The following is a 16,611-nucleotide window of genomic DNA, read 5'->3' as shown; positions in this document are numbered from 1 at the left end:
TATAGCTGTCGCCGAGGCGGTCGAAGCGGAATACATCATTACCGGCGCCGCCGTCCATACCGTCGTATCCGGCACTGGAGACCATCACATCGTTGCCCCCCCCGCTGACTAGCTGGTCGTTGCCGCCTCCACCCATCAGTAGTTCATTGGCCAGCCCACCACGTATGTAGTCGTTGCCAGGCGTACCCTGCACGATAAGTTCGATCGCGTTCTTGCTGACCTGGCTACTGGCACTTGTGACCTGTAAATCCGTATAGCTGGTGGCTTTCTTGATGCCTGAAATTTGGGTCATACCTGCTCCTTAGGTGCCGTTGGTTCACAGCGCGTGTGGTGTAACGCTATTAACGCCATTTCGTTGCAGGCCATGGGCCGGTATGGCCCCAAAGCAGCCGTCGGACTCGGACTCGTCTTACGGACTGTGCTACCGGCCAGCAGCGTACAACGGGGATTCTGTTAAACCGCTCGGCTACTTCATCGCTCGGCTACTTCATATAGTGGCTATGTGGCGAAGAATGATCAGATTTTTTTCAGGTTTGCACGGCGAAAAATAAACTTCAGAGGCGCAGGGTATAACCACTGCAGAGGTCCAGAACTTATGAGAGGAAAGTGCGGTGATTGACTCCAAAATTCGTATTGATCGTTATGCGCAAGGTGATGAGCAAGGCATCGTCGAGATGATCGTGCCCATTCAGAGGGAGGAGTTTGGCATCAACATCTCGGCTAAGGAGCAACCCGATCTGATGGCGATCCAGACGTTCTATCAGACCGGCGCGGGGGATTTCTGGGTGGCAAGATGTGAGGATGGAGTGATTGGCTCGATCGGCTTAAAGGACATCGGCAACGGCGAGGCGGCATTGCGCAAGATGTTCGTTGCCGCGCCTTGGCGCGGCCGCAAGTACGGTGTGGCACGACAGTTATTGGAATGCTTGCTTGAAGCTGCTCAGCGGCGAGGATTGCAGCGGATCTATCTTGGGACCACGGCGAATTTTCTGGCGGCCCATCGATTTTATGAAAAGCACGGATTCGAGCTCGTCGAGAAGAACGCGTTGCCAGCGAGCTTTCCGCTTATGGCGGTTGACACGCGATTTTACGTATTGCGTTGCCAGCGCTGAGCTTTCTGCTTTACCAGGTCTGGCCGCTATCATGTTTCGATGCAGTTGGCCGGATCGAAAAGCACCCATTCGTCTTCGTCCATGATCTGAATTGCTCGCAGCGAGCCGTTCGTAAACTCCAGTCGGTATTCTTCGACAGCATCGCGAATGTCGAGCCATCCGGTATAGCTCAAGTCGCCCACAGGCCGCTCGCAGACATCCTGGGTGCAGACACGGACCAGACGGCCTGAAGTCGTTACTTCGTATCGGTCTTGCGTGCATTCGAGGTCTGTCGTCTGGAAGTGGCCGCCTTCGTGTCCGTTTGGCAGGCGGTAGCTGAAAATGACCTCGTCGTACATTTCCATGGATTTCCCCTCAGTATTTGAATAACTCCAGACGGCATGCATATTTCTTTCGGACGCGGCGTTCAGGCGGATCAGCTGGTGCAGACAGCCAGGCACCTGCTCAAAAACGGCCACTAATCGTAGCTAGAGATTTAAAGACTTATGTTAACCCCCGCTAGGGATATTTAAGCACGGCAACGCGCGAGGTAATCTATTGCGCAGAACCGCTGAACACTTAAGCGTCGTTTCATCCGGCGCCTTGAGCAGTGTTTTTGCCTGGTGATCACCCAGTGCCGGTGTCTTGCCTTCGTTGTTTTCTATTCTGGGTCGTTTCACCCCGTGCACGGGATTGCCGCCGGCGATCGCGTTGCTTTCTAACAGGTGATCAAAGAGGCTGGCCAGCGCTGCTAATTTGCGGCGGATCGTGGCGCCCGCCAAACCGCGACCTCCATTGCCCAGCTAGCGGCTGCTTTGGCCCCAAAGCAGCCGTCGGCCTCGGACTCGGCTTACGGACTGTGCTACCGGCCAGCAGCATACAACGGGATTTACGTTAAATAAGCTCCGGACTTTCCGACAGTTCGGGGGCCTTTTCATGGTAAGTCAGTTGCAGCGGCATTTGCTCCACCGGCAACCTGGATATAGAGCTGACGTTGAGAGTTGGCCCCGTCCCGAGAGAAAGCTATGAGTGATGATCTAATGGTTGTTGAAACTGCTGTTTGGCTGGTTTTGATCTGCGCGACGATAGGTTTGGGTGCGCACTGGTACCGCAAACAGCAAGTGCCGCCAGACTGGCCGGAGGACGAATATAGGTAGGGGAGGTGGGTTTCATTTTTCGTGAACATTGCTAAATCACTGGCTGTAGGCTTTGCTTGAGGCCTGCTGCCAACTCACTGAGGATAGGCTGGTACTCCGTTACGCTGGTGATGACATAGTTGACGTGAGTGTCAACTGACGGTATCTTCAGCAGTAGATAGATGTGCGCGGGGATCACACAAGATGTGTGGGAATTCTATCAGCCGACCTCATAGCCGAGGGCTCCAGACACCACTGGTTTAAAGAGCACCCGAAATCCTGTTCACAAAAACGCCGCTTTTTGAGCGGCGTTTTTGTTTCTGTTGACTATCGCCTGCCACCCCGAGCCTTAGCGATTTTTGGCTGTTTCCCCGTATGAGCTACGGTTTTCGCCAGTGTGTTGAAGGGAATGCTGTTGTCACGGGTAGGCTCATGAGGCTTGCTGCGGTCGTAAGGATGTGTGGTTTTGATCCACAGCATTACTCCTAGTGCTAACGTCTCGTGCTTGTCGATGCTGAAAGCGACTTTTACCTTCACACCCAAATCATCCTCGATGATCAACCAGTTCTCTATACCGTGCTGATAGTGCTTGCCCTGGATGCATTTTTGATCGCACCAAGTAGCCATCCAGCCCCCAAGCTTCATGCTCAATTGGTGCCGTTCCGGGCAAAAATACCGTTCATTGCCGTTCTCGTCATCTATCCGGATCAGCCCCTTCTCTGACTCTCCAGCGTCCAGCTCACGCGTATAGCAGTGGCTTCTGAAGCGGCACTCACCAGCAATCTGAACGCCTCCCAAAAGGTTGAAGACGATATTGGTCGGATGCAGGTGAGTAAAATCATAATCTTGGCCGTCGTACGAAAGTGCTGACGGATGTCCATTAGAAAACAGCATGAATGCGCGACTTTTCAGGAGGTCAGTGTATAGCTTCTCACCTCTGAGGAATGGCACAAAGCGCTGCGCTCACAAAATGCTGCTCACGCGGCTGCGTGTGTGCCGGTATACGGTTATTCTCGCTCACTCGGAGCTATGACAAGTTAGCGTCTGACCTGAGGCTTTGCCTAAAAAGGAGCACACATGTACCAAGTGATAGGAATCAAGAACACAGCCATCGCTTTCCTGATTGTTACCCTTGCGATATTTGCCCTGATAAATCATGGCAACATCATCACGCTTCTAGACCAGCCGGCCAACCTACTGAAAGCGCTGTCCAGCGCTTCGAGCCTGGCTGGTTTTGTTTTTCTCATTTTGGGCGAGACATTCATTTTCCCTTGGATTTGCAAATTGCCTATTGTAAGGACGTACTTCCCGCCAATCGACGGCGCGTGGGATGTGACACTTCAATCGAACTGGGGCGCTATTGAGCGCTTGAGAGGAAACACTGAGGTCGAAGGCAAGATAACCAAGCAGGGCAAGGTCAAAATTTTCTCTCGTTTTATCCGCGTGCGCATGCAATTTGAGGCTAATGACCGCTATTCGAAATCCAGCACCGTTTGTGTAGCCGTTCAGCGTGACTGGCAGCACGGTACGATCGAACTGAATTACATCTATGAGAACCTGACCAGCAATCCGAAGATTTCCGACTGTAGCCATCACAACGGGGCGGCTCGCGTTCAGGTGCGTGATGAGGATGGAAAGGTCTCGATGGAGGGCGTGTATTTTACAGATCGCAACTGGAACCAAGGGCTCAATACAGCCGGCTACATCTCGTTCGAGCGCGCTGCGACAGGGAGTAACCAAATCGGTCAGAATCGCAACGATGGAACTGATGTCAATGCGCAATGATACTACATGTTGTGCTCAACTCTTCTTATTGCACTACATGTAGAGTAGTGGCATCATTGGATCCATGCTGCGACCGCTTCGCAGTACTGCATAAAGAATCGACGACCGCTGGGGATTAGGCGGGCCGTGGGGCGGGGTTTGTTTTTTGCTTGGCGTGACGTCAGCTGGACGCCGGGCGCCCTGTAAGCCTCCATGAGGCTTGACCATTGAAGGCCCTAAACGAGATAGGAGTGGCGTCAAATGCCAAACCTCAGCCCGCTGCTCTACAGCTCCAATGAACACACCACCTTCTTGAAAGAACTGGATCTCAGCAATTCCGAGAAACAGACCATTAATTCGGCCAGGGCAGATGTGCGCGATGCGTTGCGCAGTAAGCTCCCAAGAGCCCTTCGAGACAGGGGCTATCAAGGCAAGGATTGCAATCCAAAATTCTTTATTCAAGGCTCTTGGGCCTATAAAACCCTCAACCGCCCCTGCCAAACCCCTCCACAACAGTCCGATGTCGATGACGGTGTTTACTTGCCGATGAGCATTGTGACGGAGGAGAACCGGCCTACCATGGCCATCAAAGATTTCCGTGCTGCGGTATGTGATGTCCTGAAATCACTATGCGATGAAAAAGGCTGGGATCTTTCGTCCAGAGCCACCTGCCTACGCGTAGAAATCTCGACTTTTGCCCATATTGATCTCCCGCTATACGCCATCCCGGATGATCAATATCTGAAGATCGTAGACAGCATGGAGGCCCGTAATTACAAGGTGATCAAAGCTCTTGCGATGGACTCGGAACAAGACTGCTGGAAGAAACTGCCTTCGGACAAAATCCTTCTTGCCTGCGAGGACAAATGGATCATTTCTGACCCGTTGAAAATGAAGGAATGGTTCGAGCTGGAAGTCTCCGACAAAGAGGAGCAATTACGTCGAGTGATTCGCTACATCAAGGCGTTTCGTGACAAGCAGTGGGACAAAGGTGGCCCGAGTTCCATCTTGCTGATGGCCGCAGCCTGCCCGCTCTTCCAGTTCCACTACAAGAGAGACGACCTAGCGCTGCTCCACGTTGTAAAAGGTCTGCCGGAAGCCTTGCGCAACGGCGTAAAGAGCCCGGTCGATTCCAAGGTCTACCTGACTGATGCACTTGGCGAGGAAGGTGTCGCCGAGGCTGCAGAGAAATTTGAAACCTTCAGGAAATACCTGGAGGCGTCGACTGCAGACAACGCCAAAAAAGATATGGCGTGCCAGTGGATGTGCGCCATGCTGGGTGATCGCTTCCCGAACCGTCCAGATCTTATCTCTGATCAGCCCGCGCAGCCGATGCCGGCGGTGATGGTCGCGACCCCACCTGAGCGTGGCCCTTCTGAAATCGTCAAGCGTACAAAAGCAGGGTAACGCGATGAGCGTGATACCTGAACTGCTCGCATCGCTGAAACCTCTCGGGTTTGAACGATGCGTGGACCAGCTAGGCTCGTCCACATTGCTGGTTGAAGGCGTACTCCCTACGCGTTTCGGCGACGTGCCGTGTCTGGCGTTGATCGACCGGTCTTTTCAGACATTCCCCCTAGTGCAGTTGAGCCCGGTACCTGAGCGCTTGCGGCCGATCGCCCCACATGTGGGGGCAGACGGCTTCTTGTGTTACATCGCAGAAGCGACAGCTGTGGTGGATATTTTTGACCCCATTGGTCAGACGCTGGCGGCCTTTGAACAGGCAGCGCGTGTGCTCGATCAGATAATGGCGGGTGAGCGGGTGGACGATCTGGCTGAAGAGTTTTTCGCTTTTTGGCCCGGCGAAGCTTTATATATGGATGTGAGCGCGCGTCAAACCGGCGAAGGATCTCTTCTGAAAATAGGGAAAGCCTACGCGATCAGTGATGATCCAAAACGCACTTTAGCCAAGCTTAAGCATCGACCGGGTGACCAGCGCGAACTGGATTTCGTTGTTAATTGGGTGACGACGAAAGCAGCACCCAGGCCCACGCCTGATGCTTGGCCACCGAACACCGTCAGGCAATTGCTACATTGGCAAGGGCAGCTTGATGACGCATGCCGGCGCAAAATTGAAGCACGTATTGTCAAGGCCTACCGCAAAGGAGCGGATTTCGCGATTGTCGTGATTGATTCACCTTCGATGCCCTACGGATTTGCGGTATTCGACCTACAGAAATTTCCTCGCGGATCGTATCGTGATCAGCGCCTGCCTATCTATGACCTAAGCATTCATCGGCTTCACATGATTCGCATTGACGACGCCTATGTGATTCAGCGCAATATTCCAGGCCAAACCACGCTCGCCGGCAAACGCATCGCCATGGTGGGCTGCGGAACGATAGGCGGGTATCTTGCGGAGATGCTGGCCAAGGCCGGGGCAGGTTCGCTAGGTGGGGAGCTCATGCTGGTCGATAACCAATGGCTCGAACCGGGAAATCTGGGTCGACACCGGTTGGGCGTCGACAAGAGCTTCCAGCCCAAGGCTACCTCGATGGCAGATGAGATCAAGCGTGCTATGCCGGCATCGAACGTGCGGGCTATCACCCACGATGCCAAGGAGGTGAACCTTGAGGGGTTCGATCTCCTGATCGATGCCACCGGCGAGCAATCATTGGGTCAGTGGCTTGCTGCTTGTCACTCACAAACATGTCCGCTGCTACATATATGGATCGAAGGCGCAGGTATCGCCGTTCGATCGTACATCGGTATCCATGCGTCTGAAGGCTGCTATCGCTGTCTTTGTGATTACGAGAGTTGGGGAGACTTCCACGCGGTTGAAGGTGGGGTCGAACCGCTCTTTGCTGGGCAAGGTTGCGAGGGGCCTTACGTTCCGTTCTCCGCATCAGTATCCATGCAAGCTGCTGCCCTAGGCTTCGATGCTGCCATGGCGTGGGTCGGTAATTACCATTGGCCCGGCCTGTCCACCCGGGTATTGAGCAGAGCCCACGAGCCTTTGACAGCAGACTGCACTATTCTCAAGCGTCCGGGGTGTCCAGCATGCGGTTCATGACTACCTGGCAAAGGCTATTAGATGAGCAATTCGTATACCTCAGCCAAAACGTCTTAGAGATTTTCGAGCGCCATGTCCAGAGCGATGAAGGGACGGAGGCCGGAGGCATTCTGCTGGGGCATGTACGCGGAAAACATCTCGAAGTGCTCGAGGCCAGCGAGCCGACTCGTCAAGATCGCCGTCTGCGCTATTTCTTCGAGCGGATGATCCATGGTCACAAGAGCCTGGCGGACAGGCGCTGGCAGGAGACCAATGGCTTGGTGAGGTACATCGGAGAGTGGCATACCCATCCGCAAGAGGTGCCGAGCCCTTCACACATCGATCTGGATGAATGGAGAACTCTGGCCAAGACCCGCGCGGATCGGCGCCCTCTGCTGGCTGTGGTGGTCGGACGACAGAATCTTCATGTTGAGTTGATGCATGCAGATGGCACGCGTAAGGAGTTTACTCAGCGATGATATTCCAATCTCGCTTCAGGGTCTTTCAGCGCTCCCTCTATTAGTACTTCACCTTGTAAGTTGGTGAATCCTCTGGCCGGTTCTCTCTCCGGTCATAGATCTTGGTCGTGCTGATATTGGCATGTCCGAGCCAGGCCTGGACCTTGGCGATATCCGCTTCATGCTCCAGGGCATTGGTGGCCGCGGTGGCCCTGAGTCCGTGCACCCCCAGACCGTCTACCTCGATTCCGGCCTTTTTCGCGTAGGCCGTGACGACGGCATAGATGCCGTTGGCCGTGATCCCGGCGCCGGTCAATTTACCTCGCAGCGGCATGAACAGTGGCACCTTCCGCTCGGCCAGATGATGCCCTGAGCTTTCCAGGTACTGATGAATGCGCCCAGCTGCCACAGGGTGCAACGGCAGGTAGCGCACCTTGCCGCCCTTGCCATGCACCTTCAGGTGCCGGATCCCGCGGCGTTCCTGGATGTCGCTCACCTGCAGCAGCGCCGCTTCTTCACGGCGCAGCCCGTGATAGAGAAGAACAGCCAGTAGCGCCCGGTCGCGCAGCCCTTTGAGGGTTGTTTCATCGGGCGCCTCGAGCAGCGCTTTGGCCTGGTGATCGCCCAGTGCCGGTGTCTTGCCTTCGTTGCTTTCTATCCTCGGTCGTTTCACCCCATGCACGGGATTGCCGCCGGCGATCGCATTGCTTTCCAGAAGATGATCAAACAGGCTGGCCAGCGCGGCCAATTTGCGCCGGATCGTGGCTCCGGCTAAACCGCGATGCTCGAGCTGGGCGCGCCAGGCCAAAACATGCGATCGGGTCACCACGCGAAACTCATCGGCCGACGCCAAACCGACAAACCCACAGAAGTCTTCCAGGTCATTCTGGTAGGCACGACGAGTGCGCGGGTTGTCGAGGTTGGCAAACCACTCGACCGCGGCCGGAACCCGGGCCAGCGTCTGAAATTCGACCGACGTGAGCCGACGCTGATCATTCTGATGGGTTTTCGTCAGTTCCTGCATAGCATTCCAACCATTGGCTCTTTCTCGATCATTGCTCACCTTTACAGTCACGAAAGCAACGTCACGCATTGCCTTCGCCTACAAAACCGACAAGCGGTAAAAACTGGTGATAACGTATTTTATCGCCAGTTATAGTCAGCAACCCAGGCGCACTTGGGCGCCCTCCGCCACTGTCATTGAAGTGAGCTTTGGGCCGATTGGCGCCCGTCACGAACGGCGGCAACTGGCCGAAAGCTGACTATCTGATTGAAAAGGCCGAGCTTGAAGGGTTGATAGGCAGTTGGTACGTTTGGGAACCTCTACTGGTGGGAGCCAGACATGGGAACTGATTCCTCGCTACAGATCGAACGCGCTGCTTGTGAGGAGTTTATCCGGCTCTGGGGCCAAGGGAGCTTCGAGCATCAGCGACTGGGTCAAGCGTTCTACAACCACTTCAATCTACACAAACTCACCGATCAGGCCCGATTGCACGGTCTATACGAGGCCGACGGTGAGAAAGCTTCGGGCTTGATCTTGAGGCTTTTCCACCTTCACTGAGTGGCAGCTATCGGCCCATAGGCGACATTAGCGCCACGAGCATCACATCGGGCGAAGACGCTCGTCTGCTTAGCACGTGTATGCTGGCTCCCCGAGTACACAAGGGTGGGGCAAGGCTATGAAGATAACTGAGCGAGTCGAAACAGAGGTCGTGACCGACGTAAGTTGTGACATTTGTACAGGCTCGACCCGTGTAGACGCCGGCGGGCTTCAGTTCGCAACCTCCATAAGTCTTTTCTAGGTATAAGTTTCTGAACACCGGATCACGTCTTTTTTCGAAGCTGTGAAACCGGCTGTTCCAACATCGATCGCGTTAGTCCGTGCATATCCGCATTGGCTTGCCAGATCAAAAACCGGCTGTGCATCTCTCGAACAGCAGCTAACAGCTTCTGATTGTTCGCTGTCAGTTTCTCAATGTGCTCGTTGGCGGCCTGAATATCGCTAACCCAGCCCGGTTTCAGCTTCTGAGCCTTCAATGCCGCCTTGCAATTCCTCATCGCTAAATCCACGGCAGGTAGATTCATCAGGGACTGGCGAGCACGACTGATACCCAGTTTTTCTTTGCAGGCCTCAACGAGCAACGGCCAAGTCAGCTTCGGCTCTGACCATTCCTCAATCAGCTTGATGATGCTTTTCTCATCCTTTGGCGTTAAATGCCCCATCGTTAACCCTCGATCTCATCAAGCAAAGCTAAGACGTCATCCAACGATGACAACGCCTCTTGCGCCTCGTTCTCTTCAATGGCTTTGACCTCGATCAGCCCCGACATTGCGGCGGCATTCTTAGTCAGCGTCCACCCGTTATCGGCGTTCCACACAATGTCACCGTTTTCGAGTTCGGAGTTTTCCAGCATTTGGATTAGCGCCTCGCACCTAAAGAGCTTCTCACCCAGTTCTTTGGCCGACCCCGATGCCCCAAACACGCCACGAGACTGTGCATCCATAGCCTTATCAAGGCGGCGTTTAAGGTCGTCGCGTTCTTCCATGAGGTTGCCCAGCTTCACGTCATCTCCTTTTACGCAACCGAGCCGCCCGCAGTCCAAGCAGGCACCCATCTTCGGGCAGGGCTCAGACGCGAAGTTGTGCACACAAACGCCGAGATGGGTTTGATGAATAATGCGGTCCCGCTCACCCTCGCGCAGTTCCCTCACCTCAACCAAGTTCAGCGGCTGATTGGTTTTAATCTTGTCCAGGCGCTGAGCAGCGGTGCTGTGCTTCGTTTTGGGGTGGTAAGCTGCAACCCTTTGGGTGCGATTCTCGATGGTCTCATGGTTGTAAACTGACCCCATCGTCGTGCGTCCAGAGAAGGTGTCAATTAGGAGCTGCGACAGACCGGCCTGGTGCATTGCGGTGTTCAATTCGTGCCGAAACGCGTGCGTGTTGACCTTGACACCGGGGTAGCCCCAGCGCTCGAACAGGCTTTTCACTTTAGGGTGGTTGCCTAATTGCGCATTCATTCGGCTAGTGGTTGCTGCGATCTCCACGCCAAACCCGTGTGTCGCAACGCTGTTACCTGAGTCTTCAGCCATTGCTCCAGTGCGCACGGTAAACAGGGCATCACGGTACTTCACCCGAGCTTTGCCCTCCGTGTACGGCGTGGTGTATGGAAAATTCTTTGGAAGATACTTCTCCCGCAACAGCACATTGAGCTTGCGCATCGTGATCACACTCTGATCGTCAAACTCATAACCCCAGACTCCCTGCTTGCCTTTAAGATATTTGCGCTTTCCTGCGCTGTAATCCCACCCGCCACGGATCTCCGCCAATAGAATTCGGGCGGCGGGGCTGAGCGCTTTTTGCTTCTCCATGCTTTTCAGGAAGTTGGCATTGAAGACGCTTCGCGGGCTGTAGCCCTCATGAACGGTGAGTTTCAGCGTGGCACAGGTTTCGGCGTAGGTGAGCGGTTCATCAGGTCCCTTGGATGGCAGTCCTTCATGGGGCGGAAACTCATCGGGGTGGTCTTCCAGCCAGGCGGCGTAAGCCCGCGCCTCATCGGTGATCGGTTTCAATAACATGATGACCCGCTCGACGACCGGCTCCATCTCAGGTTTAACGACGGGCTTCAGCGCCACCTGGTTTATCTTTTCCGCGTACCAGCGCAGGAACATGCGCCGATTGCCTTGGCTACCCTCTTTGAATACTAAGCACTTCAATTCAACATCGGCCAATTCACCCACGCGACTGGGTGCACTCAGCAATAGCGCACAGGCGGATGTCACAACGATATCAAGGGGCCTGGTCAAATCGTTATTGAACACTTCCCCGAGGGCTTTGATCGCTTCAGGGGCGGGCAGCTTCTCTTCTCGATCCGTTTTTTGCTGCTTGAGCGTGCCACGCTGCCTCCGCGTAAGCGGAGAGGTCCATCGGAAATCTGACCTGAGGAGTTTTTTGTCACGCATCAGGGTGATGATGGCTTCAAGTGACTTACTATGGATGTATGCGTTATTGCCTTTTGTCCAGTGAAGGTCCATGTGGCAACACGCCTTATTACAGACAGCGGCGGAAACCCGCGTCACATCCCGCGTGCTTTTCACCTCGTAGAGCGCGACTTCCAGCGCCCTCAGAGCGTTCACCCAGTCATTCAGCGTCTTTTTCTGCAGATACACCCTTCGGTACACCAGTATGGCCTTGGCGAACTCAGTGAAGGGCGCCTGCATCGCCTTTGGGAAATCTATGCTCGATCCTAACGCTGTGAAGCTACAGCTTGTGAGGCCATGCTGGTGCCAACTGCTGTCTTCCCAGCGGATACTCTCGTTCACTCGATTGGGAATGCCTTTGGGCAGGGTATCTTTTGCCCATTCGATAAACGCCGCGAGGTGAGCCTCTGCAGCCAGTTGGCTCCTGGGCTTAAAATCAACAATGTTATTGGTCGGTCCAGAATCAAGCGCATCGGTCATTCCTCTTTTCCCCTTGAGTCCGATGGTCGGCGCATACCCTCACAATCCAAAATGACCTTCCGACAAGCCAGGATGGCCCGATCCCAGAGCACACCGGTCGTTTTATCCGTGTCAATAGTTTGCATCCGACGACGTTCCAATCGCTCAAGGACCTCATGGTGATTGGCGTACAGAAGGGGTTGGAATTTTGCGCATGCGTAACAGGTAAACGGCGCATCTAGATAGCAGGCGGCAGTGGCACCGCATACTGCCACATCCTCGATTTGTCGATCCGCTCGATCTCCGTTTTTCGCTGAGGCGCGATCCGTGACGATGATTCCGGTGAACGCATTCACAACCAAGGCCAGATGGTCGCTCATCTTCACGTCGACCAGCGCCATTAACTCCGCCGATACCTGCCGGTACTTGCGCACCGTCTGAGTATCGCTGTGCATAAATGCGCGGGCCATAGTCCACTCATCCAGCCCTGCATTAGAAAGGTCCGTGCCGAGGGTGTGCCTGAACCGGTGCCCCCGCGTCATTTTCAGCGGCTGATGGGTGCGAGGCGAAATCGGAAAGCCCTCCATCCGCTCGATGCGAGCAAGCCATGGCCTGACCGTGCCTGGTCCGACATGAAAGATCGGCTGCGGCGCGTCTTCGAGGCTTTTTTGAAGGGGGCTATCAAGCAAAACAGGTGGATTCATCCGCTCCCTAGGCTCTGCTTTATCTTCCAGCTTCCGGCGAAAGAGGGGCACATTCTCAATGGCTACATTCCAGTTGGCACCGTCTGGATACGTTTGCCAGAGTTGCGCCAGAATCATTGCCTTGTAAGCCTGCACGGTGTTGAAGAGATCCTCATCCAGACTGAATGTTTCGGACTTTCCTCGCCAACCCGCCTCGTCGCCTTTTTGCTTTGCCCAATGAAACCTGACCTTGCAGCCATGATCGTCTTTGGTGAAATCACCAAAAACCATCATTCTCACCTGAACGCCACGTTGCCCATAAATCATCAACAAACGGAGGTAAAGGTACTGCTCGGGATCTAACTGACCGTGACAAAATTGCTCATGTATCCATTGATGCAGCGCGTCCTGCTCTACCTGCGTGAATGGGCCTTGTTTGGGGTCCAGGCTAAGGATCACATCGTTACTGGAACGCTTTTTCCTTGGCAGTGCTCGGTAGGCACCGATCAGACGTTGCGAAGGGCGCTGTTCGAGAGATTCGCAGTCGTGCCAAAACGCCACCAAAGTGGCAATGGTACTAAACTCACTTTCGCTCAAGCGCTCTCGTAGAGCGATCAGGTGATCCTCGTTGAGCGGGTCAATCCCGGCCTGAGCAGCACGCGACAACCCACTGGCGGCGTTAGCAACCGTGTCTGCTGCCATATCGGCCATTCGGTACGCAAGGATGGCGTGCAACCAGGGCTGCCAATCCGGCGAGACGCAGGCAATGGCCGCTTCCCAGTTGACTGATTGTCTAGCCGATTTATCCGGTTTCCACATCGGTTCGGCGGGTGTGAACACCTGCCCACATTTCGCTAGGCGAGGCGTGTTCAGCCACGCATCTAGAGTGAACTTCGTGGGTGCCTGAAGTGCTTCGACGGCAATGTTCAGTCTGAAACTCCTTGTGTCTTACCGGCTCTCTGACGGATGGCCTTAAACCGCTCTGCCCGTTTCTGTATCGCTTTGTCTGCCTCTTCCTTCCAGAATTTCGAGCCGTAGCGGCCTGGCATGTCCGATCCGGGACTCCAGCCGAACATCCATGTGAGGGTCTTTTGAACTTGCGTGGTGCGATCCTCTGGCGTGAGCGCTGCCAGTTCCTCACGCATGCTTTCCAGCATCGTGTAGACGGCGTCATGTCTCAGAATATGTGGGTGCACATGAGCCAGTTCCGGCGCCATTTCTCGGACCCTGGATAGAACCCCATCGATTGCTTTGATGGTCAGGGGGCCACCCTCATTTCGCTTGTGCGCCACCAGCAAAAACGGATGCTTTCTCGCTTGCGATGTGCCGCTACGGGGTTTTCTGTGGCGATAATTCAATTCGTACTCATTGATCGCGTGATACAGGTCATCGGTCATCACCAGCATGCGCTCGTGGGTTTTGAATTGCGGGGCCATGGTTCGGGGATCGAGGCTCTCATCCTCTAGGTTGACCACTGCTAGTTGACGACTGTGCCAGTGAATATCGCTGGTCTTGATCAGCAGCATCTCGGAGCGTCGCAGCCCCATGTCGAGACCCAACAGCAAAATGATGTAGTTGCGCAGCTTGTTGGCTTTATCTGGAAAGGGGTTCTCGGCGCTATCCGGATGCATGATCTCCAGCAGTCGAGTTCGCTCCTGGCTTGTCAGCCCCTTTATTTCATCGACTCGCGTACTTTTCCACGCAGGGCTGGCCGCTTTCATCTTGCGGTTGATGCGCTTCTTCAGATCGTCAACTGCCGCATATCGCGTTGAGTGATCACCCAATTTGTCATAGAGGAAGGCGACATAGTCGCGTACCGCCTCGATTCGCTGCTGCGCATGGACCTTGCCAACGGATTTGTAGGCAGTCGCATGCAAGCGCATCCCTGCATACTTCGTGGCCAAGGTTTCCTTGCGAAACCCCGCGTCCGATACAAATCTAGAAAGCTCACTGTCTGTCAGGTATTGGCTGGGAGGGGGCTGTTCGAGGCGAGAAATAAGATCAATGGAGGAAAAGTGCAGAAACTGCTCAAGCACAATCAGATGCTCAAGGTACTTCTTTGTTGTTTCCAGTGCTCTGCCAGAGTGCTCCATGGTGATGTAAAGATTGGGGTAGTAGACCGGGATGCAGTCTTGCACCAGCAGCTTTCTACGAGCACCATTCACAATCTGCTCTATGACCTGGAAATCCATGTCGCTCCCTCATGAAAAATAACTTTTATCAGTATAGTCAGGAACAGGGTACGGTCAATGCGAAACCTAACGTTTTGCTTTCCAGAATTTAAGCGTTTTCGCTACCATTAAAGCACCGCAAACACAGGATTAAAGGCGAATCAAACCATGTCAAAAAGTGACAAATCAGGCAAAACGGGCTCTTACGTTTTTACCATGCATCGGCTGAGCAAAGTTGTTCCGCCGAAGCGGGAAATCCTGAAAAACATCTCCCTCTCGTTTTTCCCCGGCGCCAAGATCGGCGTCCTCGGCCTCAACGGTTCGGGTAAATCCACACTGCTGAAAATCATGGCCGGCGTCGACACCGAGTTTGACGGCGAAGCGCGCCCGATGCCTGAGCTAAACATCGGCTACTTGCCGCAGGAGCCGCAGCTCGACCCGACCAAGACCGTACGTGAAGTGGTCGAAGAAGCGGTCAGCGTCATCAAGGACGCTCAAACGCGTCTGGACGAAGTCTATGCCGCTTACGCCGAGCCGGACGCTGATTTCGACAAGCTGGCGGCCGAACAGGCCAAGCTCGAGTCGATCCTGCAGGCCAGCGATGGCCACAACCTTGAGCGCCAGCTGGAAGTCGCCGCCGATGCGCTGCGTCTGCCAGCCTGGGATGCCAAGGTCGAACACCTGTCCGGTGGTGAGAAACGCCGCGTGGCTCTGTGCCGCCTGTTGCTGTCCGCCCCCGACATGCTGCTGCTCGACGAACCGACCAACCACCTGGACGCCGATTCCGTCGCCTGGCTCGAGCATTTCCTGCACGATTTCCCGGGCACCGTGGTTGCGATCACGCACGACCGGTACTTCCTCGACAACGTCGCCGGCTGGATTCTGGAACTCGACCGCGGCGCCGGCATTCCGTACGAAGGCAACTATTCCGGCTGGCTTGAAGCCAAGTCCGACCGTCTGGCGGCCGAATCCAAGCAGCAGTCGGCCCATGAAAAGGCCATGAAAGAAGAGCTCGAGTGGGTCCGTAAAGGTGCCAAGGCGCGCCAGTCGAAATCCAAGGCCCGTCTGCAACGCTTCGAAGAGCTTCAGTCTCAGGAATTCCAGAAGCGCAGCGAAACCAACGAGATCTACATCCCGGCCGGTCCGCGTCTGGGCGACAAGGTCATCGAATTCAAAAACGTCACCAAGGGCTACGGCGATCGCGTGCTGATCGACAACCTGTCGTTCTCCATGCCTAAAGGCGCCATCGTGGGTGTGATCGGCGGTAACGGCGCCGGTAAGTCGACACTGTTCCGCATGCTGATGGGTAAGGAGCAACCCGACTCTGGCTCCATCGAAGTCGGCGAGACCGTGCAACTGGCGTGCGTCGATCAGAGCCGCGACGATCTGGACGGCAGCAAGACCGTGTTCGCGCAGATTTCCGACGGCTCCGATCAGATCAAGATCGGCAACTACGAAATCCCTTCGCGCACCTATGTCGGCCGTTTCAACTTCAAGGGCGGCGATCAGCAGAAGTTCGTGAAGGACCTGTCTGGCGGTGAGCGCGGTCGTCTGCACCTGGCGCTGACGTTGAAGGAGGGTGGCAACGTCCTGCTGCTCGACGAACCGTCAAACGACCTCGACGTTGAAACCCTGCGTTCCCTCGAAGAAGCCCTGTTGGACTTCCCGGGCGCCGCCATTGTGATCTCTCACGATCGGTGGTTCCTTGACCGCGTGGCGACTCACATCCTCGCGTACGAAGACGATTCCCAAGCCGTGTTCTTCGAAGGCAACTACACCGAATACGAAGCCGATCGCAAGAAACGCCTCGGCGATGCAGCCGCGCAGCCGCACCGCGTGCGTCACAAGAAACTGGCCTGATTCGGGTTGGTGGCATAAAA

Annotated in this window: 13 protein-coding genes and 2 pseudogenes; 6 read left to right on the top strand and 9 right to left on the bottom strand. The window is 55.0% G+C overall.

All coding sequences use genetic code 11. From position 1 onward, the window contains the following. Positions 1 to 292, bottom strand: a pseudogene (locus ABEH28_RS26665) (calcium-binding protein); the annotation flags it as partial. 319 nt (positions 293 to 611) lie between these two features. Between ABEH28_RS26665 and ABEH28_RS26660 the strand changes: the two are divergent. Then, a complete protein-coding gene (locus ABEH28_RS26660; RefSeq protein ID WP_346627964.1) occupies positions 612 to 1,112 on the top strand; it encodes a GNAT family N-acetyltransferase in 501 nt (166 codons plus the stop codon). Between the two features lie 29 nt (positions 1,113 to 1,141). Here the strand turns inward: ABEH28_RS26660 and ABEH28_RS26655 are convergent, their stop codons facing one another. From ABEH28_RS26655 to ABEH28_RS26645, 3 genes and pseudogenes are all read right to left on the bottom strand, one after another. Continuing rightward, positions 1,142 to 1,456 carry a hypothetical protein gene (locus ABEH28_RS26655; RefSeq protein ID WP_346631523.1) on the bottom strand — a complete coding sequence of 105 codons (315 nt, stop codon included), beginning with the start codon at positions 1,454 to 1,456 and terminating at the stop codon, positions 1,142 to 1,144. Between the two features lie 213 nt (positions 1,457 to 1,669). Then, positions 1,670 to 1,879, bottom strand: a pseudogene (locus tag ABEH28_RS26650) (integrase); the annotation flags it as partial. Between the two features lie 675 nt (positions 1,880 to 2,554). Then, a complete protein-coding gene (locus ABEH28_RS26645) occupies positions 2,555 to 3,121 on the bottom strand; it encodes a hypothetical protein (protein ID WP_346627966.1) in 567 nt (188 codons plus the stop codon). Positions 3,122 to 3,304: 183 nt separating this feature from the next. On the opposite strand from ABEH28_RS26645, the gene ABEH28_RS26640 reads away from it, so the two are divergent. The 4 genes from ABEH28_RS26640 (at position 3,305) to ABEH28_RS26625 (ending at position 7,462) form a co-directional block, all read left to right on the top strand. Then, positions 3,305 to 4,012, top strand: a complete 708-nt coding sequence (locus ABEH28_RS26640) for a hypothetical protein (RefSeq protein ID WP_346627967.1) — start codon at positions 3,305 to 3,307, stop codon at positions 4,010 to 4,012. A gap of 240 nt (positions 4,013 to 4,252) precedes the next feature. Beyond that, positions 4,253 to 5,398, top strand: a complete 1,146-nt coding sequence (locus ABEH28_RS26635; RefSeq protein WP_346631522.1) for a CBASS cGAMP synthase — start codon at positions 4,253 to 4,255, stop codon at positions 5,396 to 5,398. 4 nt (positions 5,399 to 5,402) lie between these two features. Next, the gene (locus ABEH28_RS26630; RefSeq protein ID WP_346627969.1) at positions 5,403 to 7,004 is read left to right on the top strand and encodes a ThiF family adenylyltransferase; all 1,602 of its coding nucleotides are present in this window, start codon (positions 5,403 to 5,405) and stop codon (positions 7,002 to 7,004) included. Further along, on the top strand, positions 7,001 to 7,462 hold the full coding sequence (locus tag ABEH28_RS26625) for a Mov34/MPN/PAD-1 family protein (protein WP_346627970.1): 462 nt from the start codon (positions 7,001 to 7,003) through the stop codon (positions 7,460 to 7,462). Before ABEH28_RS26630 ends, ABEH28_RS26625 begins: the two co-directional genes overlap by 4 nt. A gap of 40 nt (positions 7,463 to 7,502) precedes the next feature. Here ABEH28_RS26625 and ABEH28_RS26620 read toward each other — a convergent pair whose 3' ends face one another. The 5 genes from ABEH28_RS26620 to ABEH28_RS26600 all read right to left on the bottom strand — a co-directional run bounded on the left by ABEH28_RS26620 (position 7,503) and on the right by ABEH28_RS26600 (position 14,752). Next, entirely contained in the window at positions 7,503 to 8,465 is a 963-nt protein-coding gene (locus tag ABEH28_RS26620; RefSeq protein WP_346631526.1) for a tyrosine-type recombinase/integrase, read from the bottom strand. Positions 8,466 to 9,265: 800 nt separating this feature from the next. Further along, a complete protein-coding gene (locus tag ABEH28_RS26615) occupies positions 9,266 to 9,664 on the bottom strand; it encodes a hypothetical protein (RefSeq protein WP_346627971.1) in 399 nt (132 codons plus the stop codon). A 2-nt stretch (positions 9,665 to 9,666) separates the two neighbouring features. Next, the gene (locus ABEH28_RS26610) at positions 9,667 to 11,898 is read right to left on the bottom strand and encodes a hypothetical protein (protein WP_346627972.1); all 2,232 of its coding nucleotides are present in this window, start codon (positions 11,896 to 11,898) and stop codon (positions 9,667 to 9,669) included. After that, complete coding sequence (locus tag ABEH28_RS26605) at positions 11,895 to 13,490, bottom strand: tyrosine-type recombinase/integrase (protein WP_346631525.1); 1,596 nt, start codon at positions 13,488 to 13,490, stop codon at positions 11,895 to 11,897. Before ABEH28_RS26605 ends, ABEH28_RS26610 begins: the two co-directional genes overlap by 4 nt. Further along, the gene (locus ABEH28_RS26600) at positions 13,487 to 14,752 is read right to left on the bottom strand and encodes a site-specific integrase (RefSeq protein WP_346627973.1); all 1,266 of its coding nucleotides are present in this window, start codon (positions 14,750 to 14,752) and stop codon (positions 13,487 to 13,489) included. Before ABEH28_RS26600 ends, ABEH28_RS26605 begins: the two co-directional genes overlap by 4 nt. Positions 14,753 to 14,899: 147 nt before the next feature. Here ABEH28_RS26600 and ettA point away from each other — a divergent pair, with 147 nt between their 5' ends. Continuing rightward, entirely contained in the window at positions 14,900 to 16,591 is a 1,692-nt protein-coding gene (gene ettA / locus ABEH28_RS26595) for an energy-dependent translational throttle protein EttA (RefSeq protein ID WP_346627974.1), read from the top strand. The last annotated feature ends 20 nt before the right edge of the window (positions 16,592 to 16,611 follow it).

Source organism: Pseudomonas sp. Ps21-P2, from assembly GCF_039672565.1.
Taxonomy (GTDB): Bacteria; Pseudomonadota; Gammaproteobacteria; order Pseudomonadales; family Pseudomonadaceae; genus Aquipseudomonas.
This window is presented reverse-complemented; position numbering and strand designations above follow the sequence as displayed.